At 72.0% G+C, this 22623-nt stretch carries 16 protein-coding genes; 13 read left to right on the top strand and 3 right to left on the bottom strand.

Going from position 1 to position 22623, the window contains the following annotated elements; translation table 11 throughout:
* Nucleotides 1-89 precede the first annotated feature (89 nt).
* Both J8403_RS33635 and J8403_RS33630 read left to right on the top strand, forming a co-directional pair.
* Nucleotides 90-701 (top strand): hypothetical protein, encoded by a 612-nt coding sequence (locus J8403_RS33635; protein WP_086710055.1) that lies wholly within the window; start codon nt 90-92, stop codon nt 699-701.
* A 237-nt stretch (nt 702-938) separates the two neighbouring features.
* Nucleotides 939-1400, top strand: coding sequence for a MaoC family dehydratase (locus J8403_RS33630; RefSeq protein ID WP_161561839.1), 462 nt, complete (start codon nt 939-941; stop codon nt 1398-1400).
* 44 nt (nt 1401-1444) lie between these two features.
* Here J8403_RS33630 and J8403_RS33625 read toward each other — a convergent pair whose 3' ends face one another.
* The 3 genes from J8403_RS33625 to J8403_RS33615 all read right to left on the bottom strand — a co-directional run bounded on the left by J8403_RS33625 (nt 1445) and on the right by J8403_RS33615 (nt 5542).
* On the bottom strand, nt 1445-2089 hold the full coding sequence (locus J8403_RS33625; RefSeq protein WP_211126439.1) for a TetR/AcrR family transcriptional regulator: 645 nt from the start codon (nt 2087-2089) through the stop codon (nt 1445-1447).
* Nucleotides 2090-2190: 101 nt separating this feature from the next.
* Nucleotides 2191-4317 (bottom strand): aminodeoxychorismate synthase component I, encoded by a 2127-nt coding sequence (gene pabB / locus J8403_RS33620; RefSeq protein WP_211126438.1) that lies wholly within the window; start codon nt 4315-4317, stop codon nt 2191-2193.
* A 43-nt stretch (nt 4318-4360) separates the two neighbouring features.
* Nucleotides 4361-5542, bottom strand: coding sequence for a 3-deoxy-7-phosphoheptulonate synthase (locus J8403_RS33615; RefSeq protein ID WP_211126437.1), 1182 nt, complete (start codon nt 5540-5542; stop codon nt 4361-4363).
* Nucleotides 5543-6315: 773 nt separating this feature from the next.
* On the opposite strand from J8403_RS33615, the gene ispH reads away from it, so the two are divergent.
* The 11 genes from ispH (at nt 6316) to J8403_RS33560 (ending at nt 22258) form a co-directional block, all read left to right on the top strand.
* Complete coding sequence (gene ispH / locus J8403_RS33610; protein ID WP_211126436.1) at nt 6316-7377, top strand: 4-hydroxy-3-methylbut-2-enyl diphosphate reductase; 1062 nt, start codon at nt 6316-6318, stop codon at nt 7375-7377.
* Nucleotides 7374-8447: a polyprenyl synthetase family protein gene (locus J8403_RS33605; RefSeq protein ID WP_246586112.1), complete on the top strand. Its 1074-nt coding sequence runs from the start codon at nt 7374-7376 to the stop codon at nt 8445-8447. The genes ispH and J8403_RS33605 overlap by 4 nt, the downstream gene beginning before the upstream one ends.
* A 68-nt stretch (nt 8448-8515) precedes the next feature.
* Complete coding sequence (dxs, locus tag J8403_RS33600) at nt 8516-10414, top strand: 1-deoxy-D-xylulose-5-phosphate synthase (protein WP_211126435.1); 1899 nt, start codon at nt 8516-8518, stop codon at nt 10412-10414.
* The gene (ispG, locus tag J8403_RS33595; protein ID WP_211126434.1) at nt 10411-11562 is read left to right on the top strand and encodes a flavodoxin-dependent (E)-4-hydroxy-3-methylbut-2-enyl-diphosphate synthase; all 1152 of its coding nucleotides are present in this window, start codon (nt 10411-10413) and stop codon (nt 11560-11562) included. Before dxs ends, ispG begins: the two co-directional genes overlap by 4 nt.
* An 11-nt stretch (nt 11563-11573) precedes the next feature.
* Nucleotides 11574-12782: a 4-hydroxybenzoate 3-monooxygenase gene (locus tag J8403_RS33590; RefSeq protein WP_246586111.1), complete on the top strand. Its 1209-nt coding sequence runs from the start codon at nt 11574-11576 to the stop codon at nt 12780-12782.
* Nucleotides 12779-13747, top strand: a complete 969-nt coding sequence (locus J8403_RS33585) for a UbiA family prenyltransferase (RefSeq protein ID WP_211126433.1) — start codon at nt 12779-12781, stop codon at nt 13745-13747. The genes J8403_RS33590 and J8403_RS33585 overlap by 4 nt, the downstream gene beginning before the upstream one ends.
* A 69-nt stretch (nt 13748-13816) precedes the next feature.
* Nucleotides 13817-15436, top strand: a complete 1620-nt coding sequence (locus J8403_RS33580; RefSeq protein WP_211126432.1) for a class I adenylate-forming enzyme family protein — start codon at nt 13817-13819, stop codon at nt 15434-15436.
* 128 nt (nt 15437-15564) lie between these two features.
* Nucleotides 15565-16374 (top strand): transmembrane-type terpene cyclase, encoded by an 810-nt coding sequence (locus J8403_RS33575; protein WP_211126431.1) that lies wholly within the window; start codon nt 15565-15567, stop codon nt 16372-16374.
* A gap of 37 nt (nt 16375-16411) precedes the next feature.
* Nucleotides 16412-18418, top strand: coding sequence for an FAD/NAD(P)-binding protein (locus J8403_RS33570; protein WP_211126430.1), 2007 nt, complete (start codon nt 16412-16414; stop codon nt 18416-18418).
* The gene (locus J8403_RS33565; protein ID WP_211126429.1) at nt 18415-19860 is read left to right on the top strand and encodes a nitrosuccinate lyase; all 1446 of its coding nucleotides are present in this window, start codon (nt 18415-18417) and stop codon (nt 19858-19860) included. Before J8403_RS33570 ends, J8403_RS33565 begins: the two co-directional genes overlap by 4 nt.
* A 136-nt stretch (nt 19861-19996) precedes the next feature.
* The gene (locus tag J8403_RS33560) at nt 19997-22258 is read left to right on the top strand and encodes an MMPL family transporter (RefSeq protein ID WP_246586110.1); all 2262 of its coding nucleotides are present in this window, start codon (nt 19997-19999) and stop codon (nt 22256-22258) included.
* Nucleotides 22259-22623 lie beyond the last annotated feature (365 nt).

Genomic DNA, 22623 nt, shown 5'->3' with positions numbered 1-22623 from the left:
AAAGTCCGGGGAATTCGATGGATCCGGATCGCACTGCGTTACGTCCATTCGACAACGAGTCGGGTCCGCACTCGCGGAGGTGGTATGAAGTGGCCGGTTTCAGAGCACTGGCACGAGAAGTTCGCAATCCACGCAGACACATCACTGCTCGGCGCACATCGCTGCGCAAATGCCTTGAACGGTTCGCGCCGTACGGGCACCGGGCGACCTGGCACCATCTGTGCACCCGCTCCGGGATCCCCCCGGAGGACCGCAGGCCGGACCCCCTACGACTGCTCACCGCACTGGAAGAGCTCGAGGAGGCCCGCACGCTGTGGCTCGCGTACGAGGCGGACTTCGCCGCCCGGCGCAGGCAGGAAAAGCTTCTCGGCATCCGGCAGCCGAGCACCGTCGACGACTGGCATCTGCGCACCTGGGGCGGATGCGACATCATTCCCTGCGAGAGCCCCTCGACCCATCCCGGCGACCGGCTCGCGGACGTGCTGCGACGGCTGATCGCGGCGATGGAGTCGGGACCGGGGTCGGCCTGCCCCGTGTGTGCGCAACGGGGCCTGGTCTGGCGCGAGGACCTGGACCGCTATCCATCGGCCGGGCCGGTCTGCGCGGACTGCGGCATCGTGGTGCCGCTACCGCTGCTGACCACCGAGGCGCTGGCGGCGTCCCGGGGCACGGTCCGGCTGGGCCGCTACGCCACCGTATGAGGCGCCACCGCGTGGCGCCCGGCCGCCCCTGGCCGGGAGCGCGCTCGCCTGGGCCCCCGCACCGGGTGGCCGGCGAGCGCGCGAAAACCCCCTGACGAGGACCGGCGACCGCTGAGGTCCGCCGGTGGCCGCGTCGGCGCGGAGCCCGCGTGCGGGGGCGCGGCGCGCGTTGACAGGGCCCGGGTCGGCCAACCATGCTGAGCAGTCGCTTAGTGAGTGGTTGCCCGGGAGGCACGCATGGCAGAGCCCAGGATCTTCACCTCGCCCGATGAACTGCGATCCGCGGTCGGCGAGGAACTCGGCCCCAGTGACTGGCTGGAGATCGACCAGAAGCGCATCGATCTGTTCGCCGACGCGACCGGCGACCACCAGTGGATCCATGTGGACCCGGACAAGGCCGCCGCCGGTCCGTTCGGCACCACGATCGCGCACGGCTATCTGACGCTGTCCCTGCTGCCGTCGTTCACCCCGCAGCTGCTGCGGGTCGAGGGCGTGCGGATGGGCATCAACTACGGCGTGAACAAGGTCCGGTTCCCCTCCCCCGTCCCGGTCGGCTCCCGGCTGCGCGCCACCGGCCGGATCGTGGAGGTGTCCGAGGTCAAGGACGGGCTGCAGATGACGCTCGCGGTCACCCTCGAGCGGGAGGGCGGGACCAAGCCGGTGTGCGTGGCGGAGTGCGTCGTCCGCTACTACGCCTGACGACGGCCGCCGCTCCTACGGCAGGTCCTGACCGGCCGTCGTCCTCACGACCGCCGGTCCCGACCGCCGTCGGCGCCCACCATGCGCAGCACCAGACCCGCGTAGAGGTCGCCGACCTCGTCGGGGGTGCTGCGCCCGCGGGCGTTGAACCAGCGGGCGACGTCGATGCACAGGGACAGCACCGCGACCGTGGCGCCGCGGACGTCCGGGACGTCGAAGGCGCCCGCCTTCACCCCGTCCTCGATGATCGAGCGCACCGCCCCGTCCGTGGCCTTGCGGACGGCGATGACCTCGGCGTGGTGCTCCTCGGCGAGCGCGCCGAGCTCGTACTGCACCACCCGCGCGGTCATATGGTGCTCGGCGTGCCAGCGGACGAAGGCGCGCACGGCGCGGGCCAGCCGCTCGGCGGGCGTGCCCGCGCTGTCGCGCGCCCGCTCCACGATCTCCAGGGCCCGCTCATGGCCGACCTTGCTGATCTGGTAGAGCAGCTCTTCCTTGGTCTTGTAGTGGATGTAGAGGGCGGCCGGGCTCATTCCGGCGCGGCTCGCGATGTCCCGGGTGGTGGTGGCGTGGTAGCCGCGCTCCGCGAAGGCGTGCACGGCGGCGCTCACCAGCCGCCGGGCGGCGTCGGGGGTGATGTCGCCCCAGGGCTCGATCCCGCCCCCGCTGTTCTTCGGCTCCGCGTCCATGGCGGACACCCTACACGGAGAGTGAGCAAGCGCTTAGAGGTCCCGGGGGTCCCCGCGGGGCCACCGACGGACAACCGGGCCCGCTCGACACCGGTGCCCGCTCAGCGGGCGGCCGCCGTCTCCGAGCCCACCCGGCCGGGGAACTCCGCGCCCAGCAGCCGCAGCAGCGGGGTCGCCTTCACGGCCGTCTCCTCGAACTCCTCGTCCGGGTCGGACAGCGCCACGATCGCGCCGCCCACCCCGTACCGGATCCGGTCCGGGGTCACCACCAGGGTGCGGATCACGATGCTCAGATCGCAGGCCCCGGACAGTGAGAAGTAGCCGATGGCGCCCGAGTACACACCGCGCGGGCCCGCCTCCAGCTCGTCGATGATCTGCATGGTGCGGATCTTGGGCGCGCCGGTCATCGATCCGCCGGGGAAGGCGGCGCGCACGCTTTTCACCGCGGAGCCGGCCGGCCGCAGGGTGGCGCGCACGGTGCTGACCAGCTGATGCACCGTCGCATACGTCTCCACATCGAAGATCTTGGGCACCCGCACCGACCCCACCTCGGCGGTGCGGCCGAGGTCATTGCGCACCAGGTCGACGATCATCAGGTTCTCGGAACGGTCCTTCTCACTGGTCGCCAGGTCGACGCGGAGCAGCTCGTCCTCGGCCGGGGAGCCTCCGCGCGGCCGGGTGCCCTTGATCGGCTGGGACTCGACGGTGCCGTCCCCGAAGACCCGCAGAAAGCGCTCGGGCGAGGTGCTCAGCACGGACAGCGGGCCGAAGCGGAGCAGGGCGGCGAACGGCGCGGGGCTGAGCCGGCGCAGGTACTGGTAGGCGGCCCACGGGTCCACCGGCCCTTCGGCCGCGGCCATGTTCGTCAGGCACACCTCATAGGTCTCCCCCGCGGCGATCAGCTCCTGGCAGGCGGCGATCATCTCCAGATACCGCTCGCGGCCGTGGCGCAGCCGCACCTCTCCCGGGCCGTCGGCCAGGGGGGTGCGCAGGGCCTGCCGGCCCGCCAGCTCCGCCAGCCGGGCGGCGGTCTCGCGCAGCCATGCCCGGGCCGGTTCCTCGCCGCCCCGCTCGGCGCCCTCCTCCGCGAGGGCCAGGAGATAGGTGGCCGAGGTCTCGTGGTCGAAGACCACGGCGCGGTCCGCGAAGATCATCGCGGCGTCGGGCTCCGGGGAGCGGTGGGTCCGCTCACCGCCGCACTCGGCCTTGAGCTCGTACCCGAGGTATCCGGTCCAGCCGAGGGCGAAGTCGAAGGGCAGCGAGGGCAGTTCGACCCGGGCGGCGCGCAGGTCGCGCTCCAGCCAGGACAGGAACTCCTCGTGCAGGACCTCGCGGGAGCCGTCCGCGGTGACGGTGACCGTGCCCGCCCAGGTGTCGGCGGTGGCGACCCGGGCCAGCGGCCCCGAGGCGTCCCCCATCATCGAGAACCGCCCGCGCTCGCCCCCGACGGCGCTGCTGTCCAGCCAGAAGGCGTGCCGGTCGGCGCGGAAGAGCCGGTCGAAGACGACCTCGTCCGACCAGCGGGTGGGCAGGGTCTCCACCAGCACCCGCAGGGACCGCGGGGTGGCACGCGGCGCGGCGGTGGGCGCGGCGCCGCTCTGCGGGGAGCGCGGGGCGTGCCGCCGCGCCGGTCGCACCCCGTGCCCGGTCTGCCAGGAGCGGGTGAGGCCGGCGAAGTTGCCCAGCAGCAGCCGGCCGTGCTCGGTGCAGATGGATTCGGGGTGGAACTGGACGCCCCACAGGGGCCGTTCCCGGTGGGCGATCCCCATCAGCACACCGTCCTCGGTCCATGCGGTGGCCCGCAGCTCCTCGGGCAGGTCGGTGACGGTCAGCGAGTGGTAGCGGACGACGTCGAAGGGGCTGGGCAGCCCGGTGAAGAGGCCGGAGCCGTCGTGCGTCACCCGGGACAGCCGGCCGTGCCGGGGCTCCGGGGCCCGGACCACCCGGGCGCCGCTGAGCAGGCCCACCCCCTGGTGGCCGAGGCAGACGCCGAGCAGCGGCAGGGCGCCGTCGAGGATGATGTCGCGGCAGACGCCGAAGTCGGCCGGGCGCTCGGGGCTGCCGGGCCCGGGGGAGATGACGACGTTGTCGAAGTCCCGCAGCATCTCGGGCTTCCAGCCGGGGTCGTCGTGCCGGATCACCTCGGGCTCCCGGCCGTTGACCTCGGCCAGGTAGTGGAACAGGTTGTAGGTGAACGAGTCGTAGTTGTCTACCAGCAGCGTGCGCATCGAAACCTCGAACCTATCGGAACTTAAGGATGACGGGCACGGTTCACGCCGTGCGGAGCAAGGCGGTGAACGCGTGGACCGTTTCGGCGGCCTGCTCGGGGTTCAGCCGGGGGTCACAGGGAGACCGGTACCGGGGGAAGGCGGCGGTCCCGGCGTCCTCGGGACGGGCGAGGCATTCGGTGACCGGTTCCGGTGTCATCTCCAGGTGCAGCCCGCCGGGCCACTGACGGCGGTCCCGCAGGATCCGGTGGAACGCGGCGACCTCGTCGAGGATCGCCCGCAGGGATCGGGTCTTGTGACCGCTTCCGGAGCGGATCGTGTTGCCGTGCATGGGGTCGGTCAGCCAGACCACCGGGATCCCGGTCTCCGCGACCGCCTCGACCAGCGGCGGCAGCAGCCACGTGATCCGGTCCGCGCCCATGCGCACGATGAAGGTCAGCCGGCCGGGCAGCCGCTCGGGGTTGAGCAGCTGCGCCAGCTCCACCAGGTCCGCGGGGGTCGCGGACGGCCCGACCTTGACGCCGACCGGGTTGCGGATCGAGGCGGCCAGCCGGATGTGCGCGCCCTCGGGGTCCCTGGTCCGCTCGCCGATCCAGCCGAAGTGGACGGAGGAGGCGTGGCCACCGCCGTCGGCGGCGCGGAGCAGAGGTAACTCGTAGGCGAGCAGCAGCAGTTCATGGGAGGCGAAGATCCGTTCGGCCGCGCCGTGTGCCGTCTGTTCGTCCCGCATCGTGGACAGGACGGCGGCCGCGCGGTCGTAGGCGGTGAGCAGCCGGTCCGGGTCGGGGATCCGGGCGCGGGGGTCGGCGGCGGCGCCGTTGACCGCGTCCCCCCGGTAGACGGGCAGGGCGGTCCCGTCGGGGAGCGGTTCGTACGGCAGCGACCGGGGCTTGGCGTACTGGCCCGCGATGCGCCCCATCGTCACCACCGGAAGTCCCAGCCCGGTCCGGATCTCCGCGGACAGCTCGCGCAGCTGCCCCAGCTTGCGCCGCACCACGGGGGGCGCGGTATCGGCGAACAGTTCGGCGCAGTCCCCGCCCTGGAGGACCACCGCCTCCCCGCGCTGCACCCCGGCCATCCGCCGGGTCAGCTCGCCGGCCTCCTCGGGGGGAATCAGCGGGGGGCGGCCGCTCAGGGCGTGCCGGACCTCCTCGAGCCGGTCCGGGTCGGGCCACGGCGGCTGCTGAGCGGTCACCTTCTCCGCGGTCGGGCCGGGAGCGGTCATGTGAGGAAGCCTCCACTGGTCGAGCCGGACACATCCCGCTGGAGCGCCGCGACTTCGACTGAAGCGCCGCGGCGGCGCGGGACATCTGTGGGGACTCCCGGTCCGGCGGGCCGGACGGGTCGACGGAACCGAGGAAACAGACGCACCCGCTCCCGGCCGCAAAACCGCGACCAGCGAGTATAGAAAAGCTGGATATACGTCCGTCACGCCTTCGGGTGGATTTCTCCGTCCACCCGGAAGGGTTTACCAGCGGTTACTACCGGAATTTCCGGCTCAGAGCCCCCGTTGCGCACGTCGACGACATGTCGAATCAGCGCGGCAGGGAGCCTAGCAATCGCCCGCAACCGTAAGCGACAGTTCCGCCCGCATTTCGGAACGTGACGAAGGTCACATGCGTAAGTCTTGCACTCGGTCGCGCCTTCTATAGTGTTTTCGACCTGCGCATATCCGACGGGGGAAACTGCTTCGGATGACGCAGCTGTCAAATGACACTTACGGGGGTAAGTGAATGTCTCTTCGATCGAATCGTCTCCGCGCACCGGCTTCCGGAGAACGTCCATAACGCCGCGCCTCCTGGCAGTGGCTTTCTCGGCAACTTCCCAGGTCAGATGGGCCTTCATGCCCGTGTGAGCATTGCTGACCCCAAGGCCGCCGACCCTTCGACAGCCATCCGCAAACGCCAGGACAAAGCCATGCCCGCCCGCTGCGGCATGGCCACCCAGCGACGCGTCCATTCACATCCGAGCCGCATGCCGGCGTTGGAGCAATACGTCATGCACTTAAGCACGAAGCCCTCGCACTCCGATACGAGTGCGCCCCGCAAACGCGTCATCCTCGCCGAACCCCGCGGTTTCTGCGCGGGGGTCCGCCGCGCCATTGCCATGGTGGAGCGGGCGCTCGAGGTATACGGCCCGCCTATTTATGTTCGAAAACAGATCGTCCACAACCACTACGTCGTCGGCCTCCTGGAGCGCAAGGGCGCACGCTTTGTGGAATCGGAATTCGACGTTCCCGAAGGGGCGGTGTGCCTCTTTTCCGCACACGGTGTCTCGCCCGCGGTCCGCGCCGGTGCGGCCGATAGGAACCTGCAGGTCATCGACGCCACCTGCCCTCTGGTGGCCAAGGTCCACCAGCAGGCGCGCCGGGTGGTCCGGGACGGCCGGGTCCTGCTGCTGGTGGGGCACCAGGAACACGAGGAAACGGAAGGCACTCGCGGGGAAGCGCCGCGCGAGACCCTGGTCGTCGAAACCGTCGAGGACGTCGAACGGCTGGACCTGCCCCGGGACACCCCGGTGGCCTATCTGACCCAGACCACCTTGTCGGTGGACGAGACGGCCGGCATCGTCCGCGCCCTCACCGAGCGGTTCGACGACATCGTCGGCCCCGGGACCGACACCATCTGCTACGCCAGCCAGAACCGGCAGAACGGCATCAAGTCCCTTGCCCGGCAGGCCGATCTGGTGCTGGTCGTCGGCTCGGAGAACTCCAGCAACTCCCAGCGGATGGTCGATGTCGCCCGCGAGGCCGGCACCCCCGCCCAGCTGGTCCCGGACGTCTCCCGGCTGGACGGCGGCTGGCTGGAGGGCGTGGCCACCGTCGGCGTCAGCTCCGGCGCCAGCGTCCCGGACGCCCTCGTCCACCAACTCCTCGACCGGCTGGCCGAGTTCGGCCATGACGAGGTCGAGATCGAGTCCACGGCCGTCGAGGACGTGGTCTTCTCCATGCCCCTGCAGCTCACCGACGGCATCCGGTCCGACGACCGGGAACGGCTCGACGACGCCTGGTCGACGGTCCCACCGGACGCACCGGCCGGAACCCCAAGGAGGACGATGTGACTGCCCATGTGATGGCGACCCCCCGCCCCGCCTCGGCCCCGGCCACCACCGCCCGCACGGCGCTGATGAGCCTGCTGCCCCGGGTCGAGGAGCGGCTGCGCACCTTCCTGTCCGCGGAATACGACCGGTGGCACGCGCTGGACCCGCGCTCCAGCGTCCCCATCGACGGGATCGCCGACCTGGTCAACGCGGGCGGCAAGCGCATGCGCCCGGCGTTCTGCCTGAGCGGCTATCTGGCCGCCGGCGGCGATCCGGAGGACCACCGCGTCATTCCCGTCGCCGCCGCGCTGGAGCTGCTCCACGCCTGCGCGCTGATCCATGACGATGTGATGGACGAGTCCGCGGTGCGCCGCGGCGCGCCGACCGTGCACACCAGCCAGGCCGCGCTGCACCGCGAGCGCGGCTGGCAGGGCACGGCGGAGCGGTTCGGGGAGAACGTCGCGATCCTCGCGGGCGATCTGGCCCTGGTCTACTCCGACGAGATCATGGCCCAGGTGGAGCCCGCGGTCGCCGCCGAGTGGCATCTGCTGCGCTCGGAGCTGATCATCGGCCAGTACATGGACGTCGCGGCGTCCGTGGAGTTCGAGCCCGACCCGGAGACCTCGCGGTGGATCGCCATCGCCAAGTCCGGCCGGTACACCATCCACCGCCCGCTGGTCCTGGGCGCCGCGGTGGCCGGCCGCGCCGACGCGGCGCCGGCCTTCGAGGAGTACGGGGCCGCGCTCGGGGAGGCGTTCCAGCTGCGCGACGACCTCCTGGACGCCTTCGGGGACTCCGAGGTCACCGGCAAGCCGAGCGGTCTGGACTTCGAGCAGCACAAGATGACGCTGCTGATGGCCCTGGCCATCCAGCGCAACGCCCACATCCGGGAGCTGGTGCCCGCTCAGCTGCGGGGCGCCGACCACCTGCGGGAGCTGCTGATCGAGACGGGCGTGCGCGACGACGTCGAGAAGCACATCGACGGGCTCGTGGAGCGGGCCTGCCGCGCCATCGCCGCCGCCCCGCTGGAGCCGGAGTGGCGGGAGGAGCTCGCCGCCATGGCCCACGAGGTCGCCTACCGGAACGCGTGAGGACGGCCGATGCGCACCGACAGCGACCGCACCCGGTGGCGGCACCGACGCGGAGGGAAGGAACCCGGATGACACTGCTGGAGACCATCCACGGTCCCGCCGACATCAAGCGCCTGGACGCCGGCCAACTGACCGGCCTCGCCGATGAGATCAGGCATTTCCTCATCGACAAGGTGCTGCGGACCGGCGGGCACCTGGGGCCCAACCTGGGCACCGTCGAACTCACCATCGCCCTGCACCGCGTCTTCGACTCCCCGCGGGACCGCATCCTGTGGGACACCGGGCACCAGGCGTACGTACACAAGATCCTCACCGGGCGCCGGGAGGGTTTCGACCGGCTCCGGCAGAAGGGCGGCCTGTCCGGCTACCCCTGCCGGGCGGAGTCCGAGCACGACACCATCGAGAACAGCCACGCCTCCACCGTCCTGTCCTACGCGGACGGCCTGGCCAAGGGGTTCCGGTTGCGCGGCCAGAGCGACCGCGCGGTGGTGGCCGTCATCGGGGACGGGGCGCTGACCGGCGGCATGGCCTGGGAGGCGCTGAACAACATCTCGGGCGCCCCGGACCGTCCCGTCGTCATCGTGGTGAACGACAACGGCCGTTCCTACGCACCGACCACCGGCGGCCTCGCCACCTATCTGGCGGGCCTGCGCACCTCCCCCGACTACGAGCGGTTCCTGGAGTGGTCCAAGCACCAGCTGCGGCAGACCCCCAAGCTCTACGAGGCGCTGCACGCGGTCAAGGCGGGGCTGAAGGACATGCTCGCCCCGCAGGGGCTCTTCGCCGACCTGGGCCTGAAGTACCTCGGGCCGGTCGACGGACATGACATCGCGGCGGTGGAGGCCGCCCTGCGGCAGGCCGCGGGGTTCGGCGGGCCGGTCGTGGTGCACTGCCTGACCCGTAAGGGCCACGGCTACCGGCGCGCGGAGGCCGATGAGCACGACCACCACCACGCGATCGGCGCGAGCGACCCGGCGACCGGCGAACCGCTGGGCTCCTCCGGCCCGTCCTGGACCTCGGTCTTCGGCGCGGAGCTGGTCGAGATCGGCCGTGAGCGCCCCGAGGTGGTGGCGGTGACGGCGGCGATGCTGCGGCCCACCGGGCTCGCCGCGTACGCCGAGGAGTTCCCCGACCGGGTCTTCGACGTGGGCATCGCCGAACAGCACGCGGTCACCTCGGCCGCCGGGCTGGCCATGGCCGGGATGGTGCCGGTGGTGGCCGTGTACTCCACGTTCCTGGGCCGCGGCTTCGACCAGCTGCTGATGGACGTGGCTCTGCACTCCTGTCCCGTGGTGTTCGTCCTCGACCGGGCCGGGGTCACCGGTGACGACGGGGCCTCCCACAACGGCATGTGGGATCTGTCGGTGCTCGGGATCGTGCCCGGCCTCAGGGTCGCGGCGCCCCGCGACGGGGCCACCTTGCGCGGCGCGCTGCGCGAGGCGGTGGCGGTCACCGACGGCCCCAGCGCCATCCGGTTCCCCAAGGGGCCGGTGGGGCCCGACCTCCCCGCCGTCGACCAGCACGACGGCATCGATGTGCTGCACCGCTCCCCGGGCGACGATGTCCTGCTGGTGTCCGTGGGCGCCATGGCCGCGACGGCCCGCGAGGCGGCGCGCCGGCTCACCGAGGAGGGGCTGGGCGTCACGGTGGTGGACCCCGGCTGGATCAAACCGGTCAGCCCGTCCCTGATCAAGCTGGCGGAGCAGTACCGGCTCGTCGTCACCGTCGAGGACAACCTGCGCGTCGGGGGCTACGGCTCGCTGCTCGCCCAGGAGTTGCGGGATGCCGGTGTCCCGGCCCCGGTGTCCGGCTTCGGGATTCCGCAGCGCTTCCTGGACCACGGCAAACGCGCCGAGATCCTCGCCGATTGCGGCCTGCGCCCCGAAGACCTCGCCCGTTCCATCCGGTCGCGGATCGCGGCCGACCGTGCGCCGGGTGTCCGGGCGCTCAAGGAGGATTCCCGATGACCGTCGATCTCGGCCTGCCCGCCGCGCCGCCACCGGTGCTCGGCAAGCGCCGCGTCACCCGTCAGCTCGGCGTGGGCACGGTGGGGGTCGGCAGCGACTTCCCCGTCTCCGTACAGTCCATGACGACCACCGTCACCGCAGATGTCAACGCCACCCTGCAGCAGATCGCCGAGCTGACCGCGACCGGCTGTGACATCGTGCGGGTGGCCTGCCCCAGCCAGGACGACGCCGACGCCCTGCCGCAGATCGCCCGCAAGTCCAAGATCCCGGTGATCGCCGACATCCACTTCCAGCCCAAGTACGTGTTCGCCGCCATCGAGGCGGGATGTGCGGCGGTGCGGGTGAATCCGGGGAACATCAAGAAGTTCGACGACAAGGTCAAGGAGATCGCCCGGGCGGCGAAGGACCACGGCACCCCGATCCGTATCGGGGTGAACGCCGGCTCACTGGACGCGCGGCTGATGGCCAAGCACGGCAAGGCCACCCCCGAGGCGCTGGTGGAATCGGCGCTGTGGGAGGCGGAGCTCTTCGCCGAACACGACTTCCACGACCTGAAGATCTCGGTGAAGCACAACGATCCGGTGGTCATGGTGCGCGCCTATGAGCTGCTCGCCGAGTCCTGCGACTATCCGCTGCACCTGGGGGTGACCGAGGCGGGCCCCGCGTTCCAGGGCACCATCAAGTCCGCGGTGGCCTTCGGCGCGCTGCTGCGGCAGGGCATCGGCGACACCATCCGGGTGTCGCTGTCGGCGCCTCCGATGGAGGAGGTGAAGGTCGGCACGCAGATCCTGCAGTCGCTCAATCTGCGGCCGCGCAAGCTGGAGATCGTCTCCTGTCCCTCCTGCGGCCGGGCCCAGGTGGATGTGTACAAGCTGGCCGACCAGGTCACCGCGGGACTCGAGGGCATGGAAGTGCCGCTGCGGGTCGCGGTGATGGGATGTGTGGTCAACGGCCCCGGCGAGGCCCGGGAGGCCGATCTCGGTGTCGCCTCGGGCAATGGCAAGGGCCAGATCTTCGTCAAGGGCAAGGTCATCAAGACCGTCCCCGAAAGCAAGATCGTGGAGACCCTCATCGAGGAGGCCATGCGCCTGGCCGAGGAGGCCGGCCCGCAGGACGCCGCCGAGTCCCCCACCGTCAGCGTGCTGTGAAGGGGACATCGGTGAAACGCCTGAACACGCAGGTCGCGATCGTCGGGGCGGGACCCGGCGGACTGCTGCTCTCCCATCTGCTCCAGCGGTCCGGCGTGGACTCGATCGTGCTGGAGCGGCGGAGCCGGGAGTACGTGGAGAAGCGGGTGCGGGCCGGGCTGCTGGAAGGCGGCACCGTGGACTTCCTGCGCGAGGCCGGTCTGGCGGACCGGCTGGAGCGCGAGGGGCTGGTCCACGAGGGCTTCGTCTTCCGGTTCGGCTCGCGCGCCCACCGGATGCCCTTCACCGAGCTGACCGGCCGGACCGTCCACATGTACGGCCAGCAGGAGCTGGTGAAGGACCTGATCCGGGCCAGGACGGCGGCCGGGGCGCGGCTGTGGTTCGACGTTCCCGATGCCGAACCCCTGGGTCTGGACACGGACACGCCGACCGTGCGGTGCACGGTGGCGGGCGAACCGGTGGAGATCGGCTGCGACTTCGTCGCGGGCTGCGACGGATTCCACGGGGTCTCCCGCCGGTCCGTGCCGACCGGAACGTTCGCCACCTACGAGCGCGCCTATCCCTACGCCTGGCTCGGCGTGCTGGCCGAGGCCCCGCCCGCCGCCGAGGAGCTGATCTACGCGGTGCACAGCCGGGGCTTCGCGCTGCACAGCATGCGCTCGCCCGCGGTGAGCCGGCTCTATCTGCAGGTGGAGGCCGGTGAGCGGGTGGAGAACTGGCCCGATGAGCGGATCTGGAAGGAGCTGCACACCCGGCTGGACATCGACGGCGCCCCCGAACTGGCCGAGGGGCCGGTCCTGGAGAAGAGCTGTGTGGCGCTCCGCGGCTTCGTCACCGAGCCGATGAGTTACGGGCGGCTGTTCCTGGCCGGTGACGCCGCGCATATCGTGCCGCCGACCGCGGCCAAGGGGCTCAATCTCGCCGTGGCGGACATCAAGGTGCTCGCCACCGCCTTCGCGGAGTTCTACGCGAGCGGCGACCGCACCGCGCTGGACGGCTATTCGGCCGCCTGTCTGCCCGGGGTCTGGCAGGCGCAGGAGTTCTCCGACTGGATGTCGGGGCTGCTGCACCGGCCCCCGGAGGGCCGGGTGTTCGACGGGCGGCTGCAGGACGCCCGGCTCGAGGCCGTGGTGAACTCCCCCGCCGCGGCGCGGAGGTTCGCCGAGAACTATGTGGGCCTGGCGCGGGAGCGGACCCCGGCCCGGGGAGGCCGGCCATGACCTCACTGACCAGCGGCAGCCGCAGTACGGCGCGCACCCGCGGCGGCGGGGACGTGGCGCGCGGTCTGTTCCGGCTGTCGAAGATCTTCGTGTACCAGAACCACTTCGGCTGGGGCATGGCGTGGCTGACCCTGAGCCCGCAGGCGCGGGACCGCCCGGGGACCACCGCCGCCATGCTGCTGTTCCTGCTCGGCTCCATGGGCATCGTCACCTGCACCTGCGCCACCGACGACCTGGTCGGCTTCCGCAACGGCAGCGACGCCCGCAACTACAAGGCCGGTGACACCAAACGCGACATCCGCGGCAAACCGCTGCTCAGCGGGGCGGTCACCGAACGCGAGGCGGTGCGGTTCATCGCCTGCGCGGCCTCGGTCGCGGTGCTCGCGGGGATCGGCGCGTTCTGGGCGCTGGACTGGCGGGCTCCGGCGGTGGCGTACGTCCTCTACGGGGTCGGGTTCTTCTTCAGCGTGCAGTACTCGGCCGGGCTGCGGCTGAGCTACCACCGGGGCGGTGCGGAGACGCTGCTGTGCCTGGCCACCACCGCCGGGCTGCTGGCCCCCTATCTGGCGGTCGAGCGGCACTGGTCCTCCCCCGCGGTGCTGGTGGGCCTGTTGCTGGGGCTCTGGCTGGTCATGGTGAGCAGCTACTCCAACGTCAACGACGCCGAAGGAGACCGCTCGGTGGGCCGCAGAACGCTGGCCGCCTCGACCGGGCCGCGGGTCTACAAGACCGCCATGGTCGTCTTCGTCCTGGTGTCGGCCACGCTGATCTGCGTCCTGGCCCTGGCCACGCCGTGGCCGTGGTGGACCCTGCTGACCCTGCTGCCCGCCACCGTCCTCCATACGGCCCAGCTGCGCGAGGGCCCGGTGCGGGGGCGCTGGCTGACCGCCCGCAAGCTCGGGCTGTACGGCTACGACCTGGGCTTTCTGGGTCTGCTGGCGCCCGCGCTGTTCCTTCTGGCCTAGCCGTTCGTGCTGTCCCAGCCGTTCGTTCGATCCCAGTCGTTTCGCACCCCCTAGACGAGGAGATGAGGCATGGCGGCGCGTTCCCAACGGCCCGTCAACGTAGGCCGGTTGTTCCACTGGGCCGCCGAGCGGGGCAAACCGACGGTCATGCATCTGGACCGGCCCTTCGACATCGCCCCGGATGCCGGCACCCGCTTCGATGTGCCCGCCCTGGCGGCGACGGTGGAGGACGCCGCGAGCTGGCTCCACGGGGCGGGGCTGCGCCACGGCGACCGACTCGCCATCGTCAAGGAGAACCACTACGACTTCATCCTGCTCGCCGCGGCGGCCGCCCGGCTCGGGGCGCTGCCGGTGATGATCGCGCCCATCAGGTCGACCGCGCATATCCGCACCCTGCTCACCAGGATCTCCCCGAAGGTGCTGGTGATGGGCACGACGGTGCTGGAGCGGATGGCCGCCGCCGGTATCCCGCTGGACGATCCGGGGATGACCCTGGTGGCCGTCGGCGCCGACCGCCCGGGGCTGCCCAGCGGAACGCTGCGGATCGACGATGTGCGCGACGGCTCCCGGCCGCCGGTGCGGTTCCGCGGCCTGAATGAACCCATGCTGGTCACCCACACCTCGGGCACCACGGGCGTGCCGAAGCTGGTGGTGCACTCGCCGGCCACCACCCTGGCGGCCGTGCCGTTCCGCATCGAGTCCTACCGGCTGCCGCTCATGACCTCCCGTCCGGTGGACGTGGTGGCCAGCGGGATCTCCTTCGCCCACAACCGCAATCTGTCCTGGACCAACGGGACGCTGTTCCGCGGGCCGCGGAAAATGGTGATCCTCTCCGATCCGGCGCTGGACAGTGTGGCCCGCATGCTGGCCGAGCACCCGCCCACCTCGCTGGAGGCCTGCCCGAACGTCTTCCAGTACTGGGAGGAGCTGGCCGACACCCGGCCCGAACTGTTCGCGGGCGTACGGCGCTTCATCAGCACCTTCGACGCGGTGCACCCGAGGACGGTCCGCAAGTTCCTCGGCGCCTCCCGGACCCGGCTCCCGCTGTGGGCCTGGGGTGTGGGGCAGTCGGAGATCGCGGGCATCGCCGCCGGGGTGGCCACCCGCTCCATGGTCCGCCCGGACAAGCCACGGGCGCATGACGCCACCAACGTCGGGTTCCCGCCGCTGGTCCGGGTCAAGGTCGTGGACCCGGAGACGGGCCGCAAACGGTCCCGGGGGAAGCCGGGGCTGCTGATGGTCAGGACCAAGTCGCGGTGTCTGACCTATCTGGGCGAGGACGACCGGCACCGCGCCAAGGACCGGGGCCGCTGGTGGAACACCGGCGACCTGGGCGAGTACGCGGGCTACGGCCGCATCCGGCTGATCGACCGCGAGGTCGACATGATCCCCGGGATGAGCTGCATCGAGCTGGAGTCCACGCTGCTCGACCGGCTGGACCGGGCCTCCGAGGTGATCGTGCTGGGAGTCCCCGGGCAGCTGCCGATCCCGGTGCTGTGCATGCGCGACGACGCCCTCGACCCGCAGGAGTGGGACCGGGCCTGCCGGGGCCTGCCCGAGCTGGACAAGCCGCGGCTCGTCCCCTGGGACGAGATGCCGCGCACCGCCACCTGGAAGGTGCGCCGGGGGGAGCTGCGCGAACAGCTGCTGGGGTCGAGCGACACCTACGGCACCGGGCAGTGGACCTGACCCGCGACACGCACAGCAGCGCAACGCACAGCAGCGCAACGCGCGGCAACGTCACGCACAGCAACGCCACGCACACAACGCCACGCAACGAGACGACCGTATCCACCGTGAACGAGGGGTAATTAGCCGTGTGGTTCCCGCCCGCTCTCTTCGATCTCCCGGACATCGCTCCGGTGACCCTGCCGGAGGCGGACCGGCCGAGTTGGCTGTTCTGGATCCTGATGGGCCCGTGCGCGTCCGGCTGGCTGGTGGCCTACGGGCTCGCCATCTACCGCGCCAAACTGGACAAGCGGGTGGGGATTCCCGTCTTCGTGGTCGAGGTCAACCTCGCCTGGGAGTTCACCCTCTCCCTGATCCTGGACCAGGCCGATGTGCAGCGCCCGATCAATCTCAGCTGGTTCCTGGTCGACTGCTTCATCCTCCGGCAGACGCTGCGCTACGGGTGGAAGGACTACCCGTCGATGAGCCGGCGGACCTTCCGGTGGATGGTCTTCGGCGTCATCGCGTGGTCCGCGGTCTTTCACATCATGACGACCTATGAGCTCAAGGACGCCACCGGCATCTACACCGGCACCGGGCTGAACGTGTTCCTGAGCCTGTCGTTCATCTTCATGCTCCATCGCCGCGGATCCTCGCTCGGGCAGTCGATGTACGTGGCGCTCGCCAAGGGCATCGGATCGTTCTTCGCGGGGTGGACGGTGCTGGTGATGTACCCGGGCCACCACCTGTTCATCTTCCTCTTCCTCACCGTCTGGACCATCGACGCGACCTACTGCGTACTGCTCTACCGGAAGGTCCGCGAGGAGGGCCGCTCACCGTGGGCCTGGAACCGGCCCCCGGCCGAGGTCCCCGGCGCACCCGACGGCCTCGCCACCGCCGGGAGCGCACCGCGCCAGGAGAAGCAGGAAGCGGCGGTCCGCAGCACGGCATCGGGCTGAGCCGCGCCCGGGCCCCTTTCGTCCACGGAGAATGACCATGACCACGCAACGTCTGGACGTCTGCCTCATCGGTGCCGGGCCCCGGGGGCTCTCGGTCCTGGAGCGGCTGTGCGCGAACGCCGCCGAGGCGGCGCCCACCACTTCGGTCACCGTCCATGTGGTGGACCCGTATCCGCCGGGGGCGGGGCGGGTCTGGCGCTCCGGCCAGTCCCGCCGGCTGCTCATGAACACCGTCGCCGGCCAGGTCACCATGTTCACGGACGAGACCGTGGGGATGGCCGGGCCGGTCCGGCCCGGGCCCAGTCTGTACGAATGGGCCCGCTTCGTGAGCGTCACCGGCGCCCTCGACGAGGTCGGGTACGACGAGGCCTTCCTCGCCGAGGCGCGGCGCCTGGGCCCCGACTCGTATCCGACCCGCGCCTTCCACGGGCACTATCTGGAGTGGGTCCACCGGCGGGTGACGGGCACCGCGCCGGCGTCGGTGCGCACGGTGTCCCACCGCTCGCGGGCGGTCGGGCTCGAGGAGCGTCCGGGGCACGGCCGGCAGACCGTCGTGCTGGAGGACGGCACCCGTATCGAGGGGCTGCACGCCGTGGTGCTGGCCCAGGGCCATCTGCCGCAGCGGCGGTCGCCGCGGGAGGCGGCCTACGCGGCCTTCGCCGAGGCCCGGGGGCTGCGCTACCTCCCGCCCGCAGGACCGGCGGAGGTGGACCTGTCCGGCATCCGGCCCGGGGAGGCCGTGGGCCTGCTGGGGCTGGGGCTGAACTTCTTCGACTACCTGGCACTGCTCACCGAGGGCCGGGGCGGGCGGTTCGAGCGGCGGGCGGGGCATCTGGTCTACCGGCCGTCGGGCCGGGAGCCGCGGCTGCTGGCCGGCTCGCGCCGGGGTGTGCCGTTCCACTCCCGGGGCGAGAACCAGAAGGGCCCGCACGGCCGTCACCTCCCGCTGGTGCTGACCCCGGAGGTGATCCGGGGTTTGCGGCGGCGCGCCCGTGAGCGGGGCGGTCTGGACTTCCGCTCCGAGCTGTGGCCGCTGATCTCCAAGGAGGTGGAGACGGTCTACTACACCGCGCTCCTCACCTCCCGGGGGCAGGAGGCGGCCGCGCACCGGCTGCGCGCCGCCTATCCGTCGGCTCCCAAGGGCGGCGCCGAAGAGGACCGGCTGCTGACCGAGAGCGGCATTCCCCCTCACCGGCGCTGGAGTTGGGACCGGATCGCCCGGCCCTGCCCCGCCCACGGCCTCCGTTCGCCCCAGGCGTTCCGGTCCTGGCTGCTGGAGTATCTGCGGGCGGATCTGGACGCGGCGCGCGCCGGCAATGTGCACGGCCCGCTGAAGGCGGCCCTGGACGTGCTGCGCGATCTGCGCAACGAGATACGGCTGGTGGTGGACCACGGCGGGCTGACGGACCGTTCGCACCGCGACGACCTGGACGCCTGGTACACCCCGCTGAACGCCTTCGTGTCGATCGGCCCGCCGGCCCGGCGCGTCGAGGAGGCGGTCGCGCTCATCGATGCGGACGTGCTGACCGTGCTGGGCCCGCGCACCGTGGCACGCGCCGACGCCGAGGAGGGGGCCTTCGTCCTCGAATCCCTTGCCGTTCCCGGCTCGAGGGGGCGGGTGACCACGCTCATCGAGGCCCGGCTGCCGGGCACCGATGTGCGCTCCAGTGCCGATCCGCTGCTGTCGGCGCTGCTGGCGAGCGGTCAGTGCGGACCCTATGTGGTCGGCGGCACCGGGGCGAGGGGCACCGGCGGCCGGCAGGGCGGCCATGAGACGGGCGGGCTCGCGGTGGGGCCGAGCCCGTACCACCTGCTGGACGCCTCCGGCCGACCGCATCCACGGCGGTTCGCCTTCGGTGTGCCCACCGAATCCGTCCACTGGGCCACGGCGGCGGGCGTCCGCCCGGGTGTCGGCTCCGTGATCCTGGCCGATGCCGACGCGATAGCACGTACCGTGCTGGCGCTGAGTGATGACGCGCTCACCGACCCGAGCGATCCCACCGATCCCACCGGCCCCGAGACGATCGAGGTTTCCGTTCCATGACCGACGCCCAGTGCGATGCCACCGACGACGCCCCGCGCCATGCCGACGCGGGTCTGCTGAGCCCCGCCCGGGCCGGCACCCCGGCCGAGGCGACCACGTCGGACGGCGCCTGGCTGCAGGCGATGCTGGACGCGGAGACGGGCCTGGTGCGCGCGCAGGCGCGGCTGGGCCTGGTGCCCGAGGCGGCGGCCCGCACCATCACCGCGCTCGCCCGGGCCGAGCACCTGGACATCGTGGAGATCGCCCGGCTCGCCCGGGGCGCGGCCAACCCGGTGGTGGCGCTGGTCCGGGCGTTCACCGCGCTGGTGGCCGCCGAGGATCCGGCCGCCGCGGAGTATGTGCACCGGGGCTCGACCAGCCAGGACATCATGGACACCGCCGCCATGCTGGTGGCCCGCAGAACCCTCGGGCCCCTGGTGGCCGACCTGGAGCGGATCGCGCGGGCGCTGCGTGAACTGGCCGTGGCACACCGGGAGACGCTCATGCCCGGCCGTACGCTCGCCCTGCACGCCGTGCCCACCACCTTCGGTCTGAAGGCGGCGGGCTGGCTGGGTGGCGTGAAGGAGGCGGCGGCCCGGCTGGCCCGCATCCGCGACCACGAGCTGCCGGTCCAGCTCGGCGGCGCGGCGGGCACGCTGGCGGGGTACACCGAGTACGCCCTGCTGGACCGGCGGACCCGGCCCGGGGCGCCGGGGCCCAGGGAGTTCGCGGAGCGGCTGATGGCGGAGTTCGCCGCGCAGGTCGGGCTGAACGAGCCCGTCCTGCCCTGGCACACCGCCCGTACGCCGGTCGCGGGGCTCACCGCCCAACTGGCCCTGGCCACCGGCGCGCTCGGCAAGATCGCGGTGGACGTACAGCTGCTGTCGCGCACCGAGACCGGCGAGGTCGCCGAGCCCGCCGCCGAGGGGCGCGGGGTGTCCTCCGCGATGCCGCACAAGCGCAACCCCGCCCTGGCCACCCTGGTGCGCTCGGCGGCACTGCAGGTTCCGGCGCTGGCGAGCGCGGTCATGGGGTGCATGCTCGCGGAGGACGAGCGGTCGGCCGGGGCGTGGCACGCCGAATGGCTTCCGCTGCGCGAGTGTCTGCGGCTGACGGGCGGGGCGGCGCATACGGCCGTCGAACTGGTCGAGGGGCTGGCCGTCTTCCCGGACCGGATGCGCGCCCATCTGGGGCTGACCGGCGGACTGATCGTCTCGGAGCGGCTGGCCGCGGTGCTGACCCCGGTACTGGGCAAGGGGCCCGCGAAGGAGCTGATGAGCCGGGCGTCGGCGGAGGCGGCGCGCGGCGGGCGGACGCTGGGCGAGGTGCTGGCCGCCGCTCCCGAACTCGCGGGCCGTTTCCGGGCGGAGGAGCTGGCCGCCCTGCTGGACCCGGCGAACTATCCGGGGGTGGCCGATCTGCTGGTGGACCGGGCGGTTCGAGGCCCCGGGGGCCGGTCCTGACGGCCGCTCGGGGAGCGGTCGCGGCCCACCGATGTCACATCCGGGCGGGGCTCGGCGTCTGGGATGCCGCAACGGAAATCCGGACGCCGTGCTGGACGGGATTCCAGACGCCGTGCGCTTGAGGAAGGAAGAGGGAATGCTGGACAGACTGGCCGGTTTCGTCGTGCGGAAACGCCTGGCGGTGTTGGTCGTCGGCCTGCTGCTCGCCGTGATCGGCGGGGTGGCGAGTACGACATTGTTCGACAAGCTGACGGCGGGTGGTTTCGACGATCCGAAGTCCGAGTCCTCGCGGGCGATCACCGCGCTGGACAAGAGGTTCGGGCAGGGGCTGCCCAATCTCACGCTGCTGGTGACCTCGAAGGGGCGGGTCGACGATCCGTCGGTGACGGCGGCCGGCACCGAGCTCACCCGCAAGCTGAGCGGGGAACCCGGAGTGGCGAACGTCAGCTCCTACTGGACCACCGGCAAGGCCCCGCAGCTGCGCGGCAGGAGCGGCCACAAGGCCCTGATCATGGGGACGGTCACCGGGGACGACACCGCGTCGCAAAAGCGCGTCGCCGAGCTGGCGGACCGCTACCAGGGCACGCGGGACGGTCTTGAGGTGACGTTCGGCGGCTATACGAAGTTCCAGCGGGAGCTGCTGGAGCAGGGTCAGAAGGACGCCACCACCGGTGAGACGGTCGCCATCCCGATCACCCTGGTCGCGCTGGTGTTCATCTTCGGCAGCGTGGTGGCCGCGGCGCTGCCGCTGGCCGTCGCCCTGGTGGCGATGATGCTGACGATGGGGCTGACGTGGATCCTGGCGAGCGTCACGACGGTCGGCTCGCTCGCGGCGAGCGTGGTGACCCTGCTGGGCCTGGGCCTGGCCATCGACTACAGCCTGCTGATGGTCAGCCGCTACCGCGAGGAGCTGCGGTCGGGGCTCGCCCCGCCGGACGCCATCCGGGCGATGCTGACCTCCGCGGGGCGCACGGTGACCTTCTCGGCGCTGACCGTCGCCGTCTCGTCCCTCGCCATGGCCTGGTTCCCGCTGCAGGCCGTCCGCTCCATGGGCTATGCGGGGGCGCTCACCGCGCTGTTGTCCGGCGCGGCCTCGCTCATCGTGCTGCCGGCCCTGCTCGCCCTGCTCGGCGACCGGATCGAGAAGGGGCGGGTGTTCCGCCGACGCCGGACCGCGGCGACCACGGCGACCGGCGGGACGGGCACCGACGCCGCCGGCCGGAGCGTGGAGAGCGGCTTCTGGCACCGGCTGGCCACCACCGTGATGCGGCGCCCGGTGCCGATCGTGACCATCGTGACCGCGTTCCTGCTGCTGCTCGGCGCGCCGTTCCTCGGCATCAACCTCGGCATGCCGGACGAGCGGGTGATGCCCTCGTCCTCGTCGGCCCGTCAGGTCGCCGACACCGTACGCGCCGAGTTCGACAGCAGTGAGCAGAACGCGCTGCAGGTCGTGGCGCCCGAGGGGGGCACCGACCGGGCGGCCGTCGGCGCGTACGCCAAGCGGCTCTCCCAGCTGCCGCACGTGGCCGCGGTCCGCACCGCCACCGGCGCCTACGCCGAGGGCCGGCAGGCCGCCCCGCCCGATCAGCGGTACGCGCGCTTCGCCTCGGGCGACGCCGTCTACTTCTCCGTGGTGCCGGAGACGGCCAGCGCGGACGACGCGGACCGGCTGGTCGGCGAGATCCGGTCGCAGAAGGCGCCGTTCGAGGCGCTGGTGGGCGGGGCCGCGGCCACCAACCACGACGCCGCCTCGGCGCTGGAGAAGTGGCTTCCGTACGCGCTGGGCACGGTGCTGCTGACCATGCTGGTGCTGCTGTTCCTGGTGACCGGCAGCGTCATGCTGCCGTTCCTCGCGCTGGTGCTCAGCGCGCTGAGCCTGACGGCCACCTTCGGCGCGCTGGTGTGGGTCTTCCAGGACGGCCATCTCGCGGGGCTGTTCGGCGACTTCACCCCGACCGGCAATATCGCGGCGACGATCCCGGTGATGCTCTTCGGCCTCGCCTTCGGGCTCGCGATGGACTATCAGGTCTTCCTGCTGTCCCGGATGCGGGAGGAGTACGAGCTGACCGGTTCGCCGACGGCCGCGGTGGCCCGGGGGCTGGAGCGCACCGGGCGCATCGTGACGGCGGCGGCGGTGGCGATCTCGGTGGTCTTCCTGGCGTTCACCGTCTCCGGCATCTCGCTGGTGAAGGCGTACGGGATCGGGCTGCCGCTGGCCGTCCTGATGGACGCGACGCTCATCCGCGGGGCCGTGCTGCCGGCCGCGATGCGGCTGGGCGGACGCGCCACCTGGTGGGCCCCGGCCCCGCTGCGTCGGCTGCACAGCCGGTACGGCCTGCGGGAGGAGCCCGCGGCGGCGGCACCGCGGCGCGACGGCGACCGGGCCCTCACGGGCTGACCGGCCACGCGTATTGCGGCTCACGGGCCCACCGCCCGACCCACCCGGGCGGCGGACCCGCCGCACGCGGCCGGCCTGCGACGGGCTGTTCCCCCTCCCCGCCCCTTCCCACAACCAGGGGCTCCCGCCCCTGGACCCCGGGGCCTGGGGGCCTGGGGGCCTGGGGGCCTGGGGGCCTGGGGGCCTGGGGGCGAGCCTCACTGCGGGGTCTGGGGCAGGGCCAGCCCGATGCGAGGGCCAGAGCCCCGGGTCCGAGGTCTGGGGCAGAGCCCCGGGGTCGGGGGCTGGGGCGGAGCCCCGAGTTCGGGGACTGGGGCAGAGCCCCCGAGGTCAGGGCCAGAGCCCCGGGGTCGGGGGCCGGGGCG

This window comes from Streptomyces yatensis, assembly GCF_018069625.1.
GTDB lineage: Bacteria > Actinomycetota > Actinomycetes > Streptomycetales > Streptomycetaceae > Streptomyces > Streptomyces yatensis.
This window is presented reverse-complemented; position numbering and strand designations above follow the sequence as displayed.

Coding starts and splice junctions, on each gene's coding strand:
- J8403_RS33630 (WP_161561839.1), top strand. CDS start 939: ATGGCAGAGCCCAGGATCTTCACCTCGCCCGATGAACTGCGATCCGCG.
- J8403_RS33625 (WP_211126439.1), bottom strand. CDS start 2,089: ATGGACGCGGAGCCGAAGAACAGCGGGGGCGGGATCGAGCCCTGGGGC.
- pabB (WP_211126438.1), bottom strand. CDS start 4,317: ATGCGCACGCTGCTGGTAGACAACTACGACTCGTTCACCTACAACCTG.
- J8403_RS33615 (WP_211126437.1), bottom strand. CDS start 5,542: ATGACCGCTCCCGGCCCGACCGCGGAGAAGGTGACCGCTCAGCAGCCG.
- ispH (WP_211126436.1), top strand. CDS start 6,316: ATGCACTTAAGCACGAAGCCCTCGCACTCCGATACGAGTGCGCCCCGC.
- dxs (WP_211126435.1), top strand. CDS start 8,516: ATGACACTGCTGGAGACCATCCACGGTCCCGCCGACATCAAGCGCCTG.
- ispG (WP_211126434.1), top strand. CDS start 10,411: ATGACCGTCGATCTCGGCCTGCCCGCCGCGCCGCCACCGGTGCTCGGC.
- J8403_RS33585 (WP_211126433.1), top strand. CDS start 12,779: ATGACCTCACTGACCAGCGGCAGCCGCAGTACGGCGCGCACCCGCGGC.
- J8403_RS33580 (WP_211126432.1), top strand. CDS start 13,817: ATGGCGGCGCGTTCCCAACGGCCCGTCAACGTAGGCCGGTTGTTCCAC.
- J8403_RS33570 (WP_211126430.1), top strand. CDS start 16,412: ATGACCACGCAACGTCTGGACGTCTGCCTCATCGGTGCCGGGCCCCGG.
- J8403_RS33565 (WP_211126429.1), top strand. CDS start 18,415: ATGACCGACGCCCAGTGCGATGCCACCGACGACGCCCCGCGCCATGCC.
- J8403_RS33560 (WP_246586110.1), top strand. CDS start 19,997: ATGCTGGACAGACTGGCCGGTTTCGTCGTGCGGAAACGCCTGGCGGTG.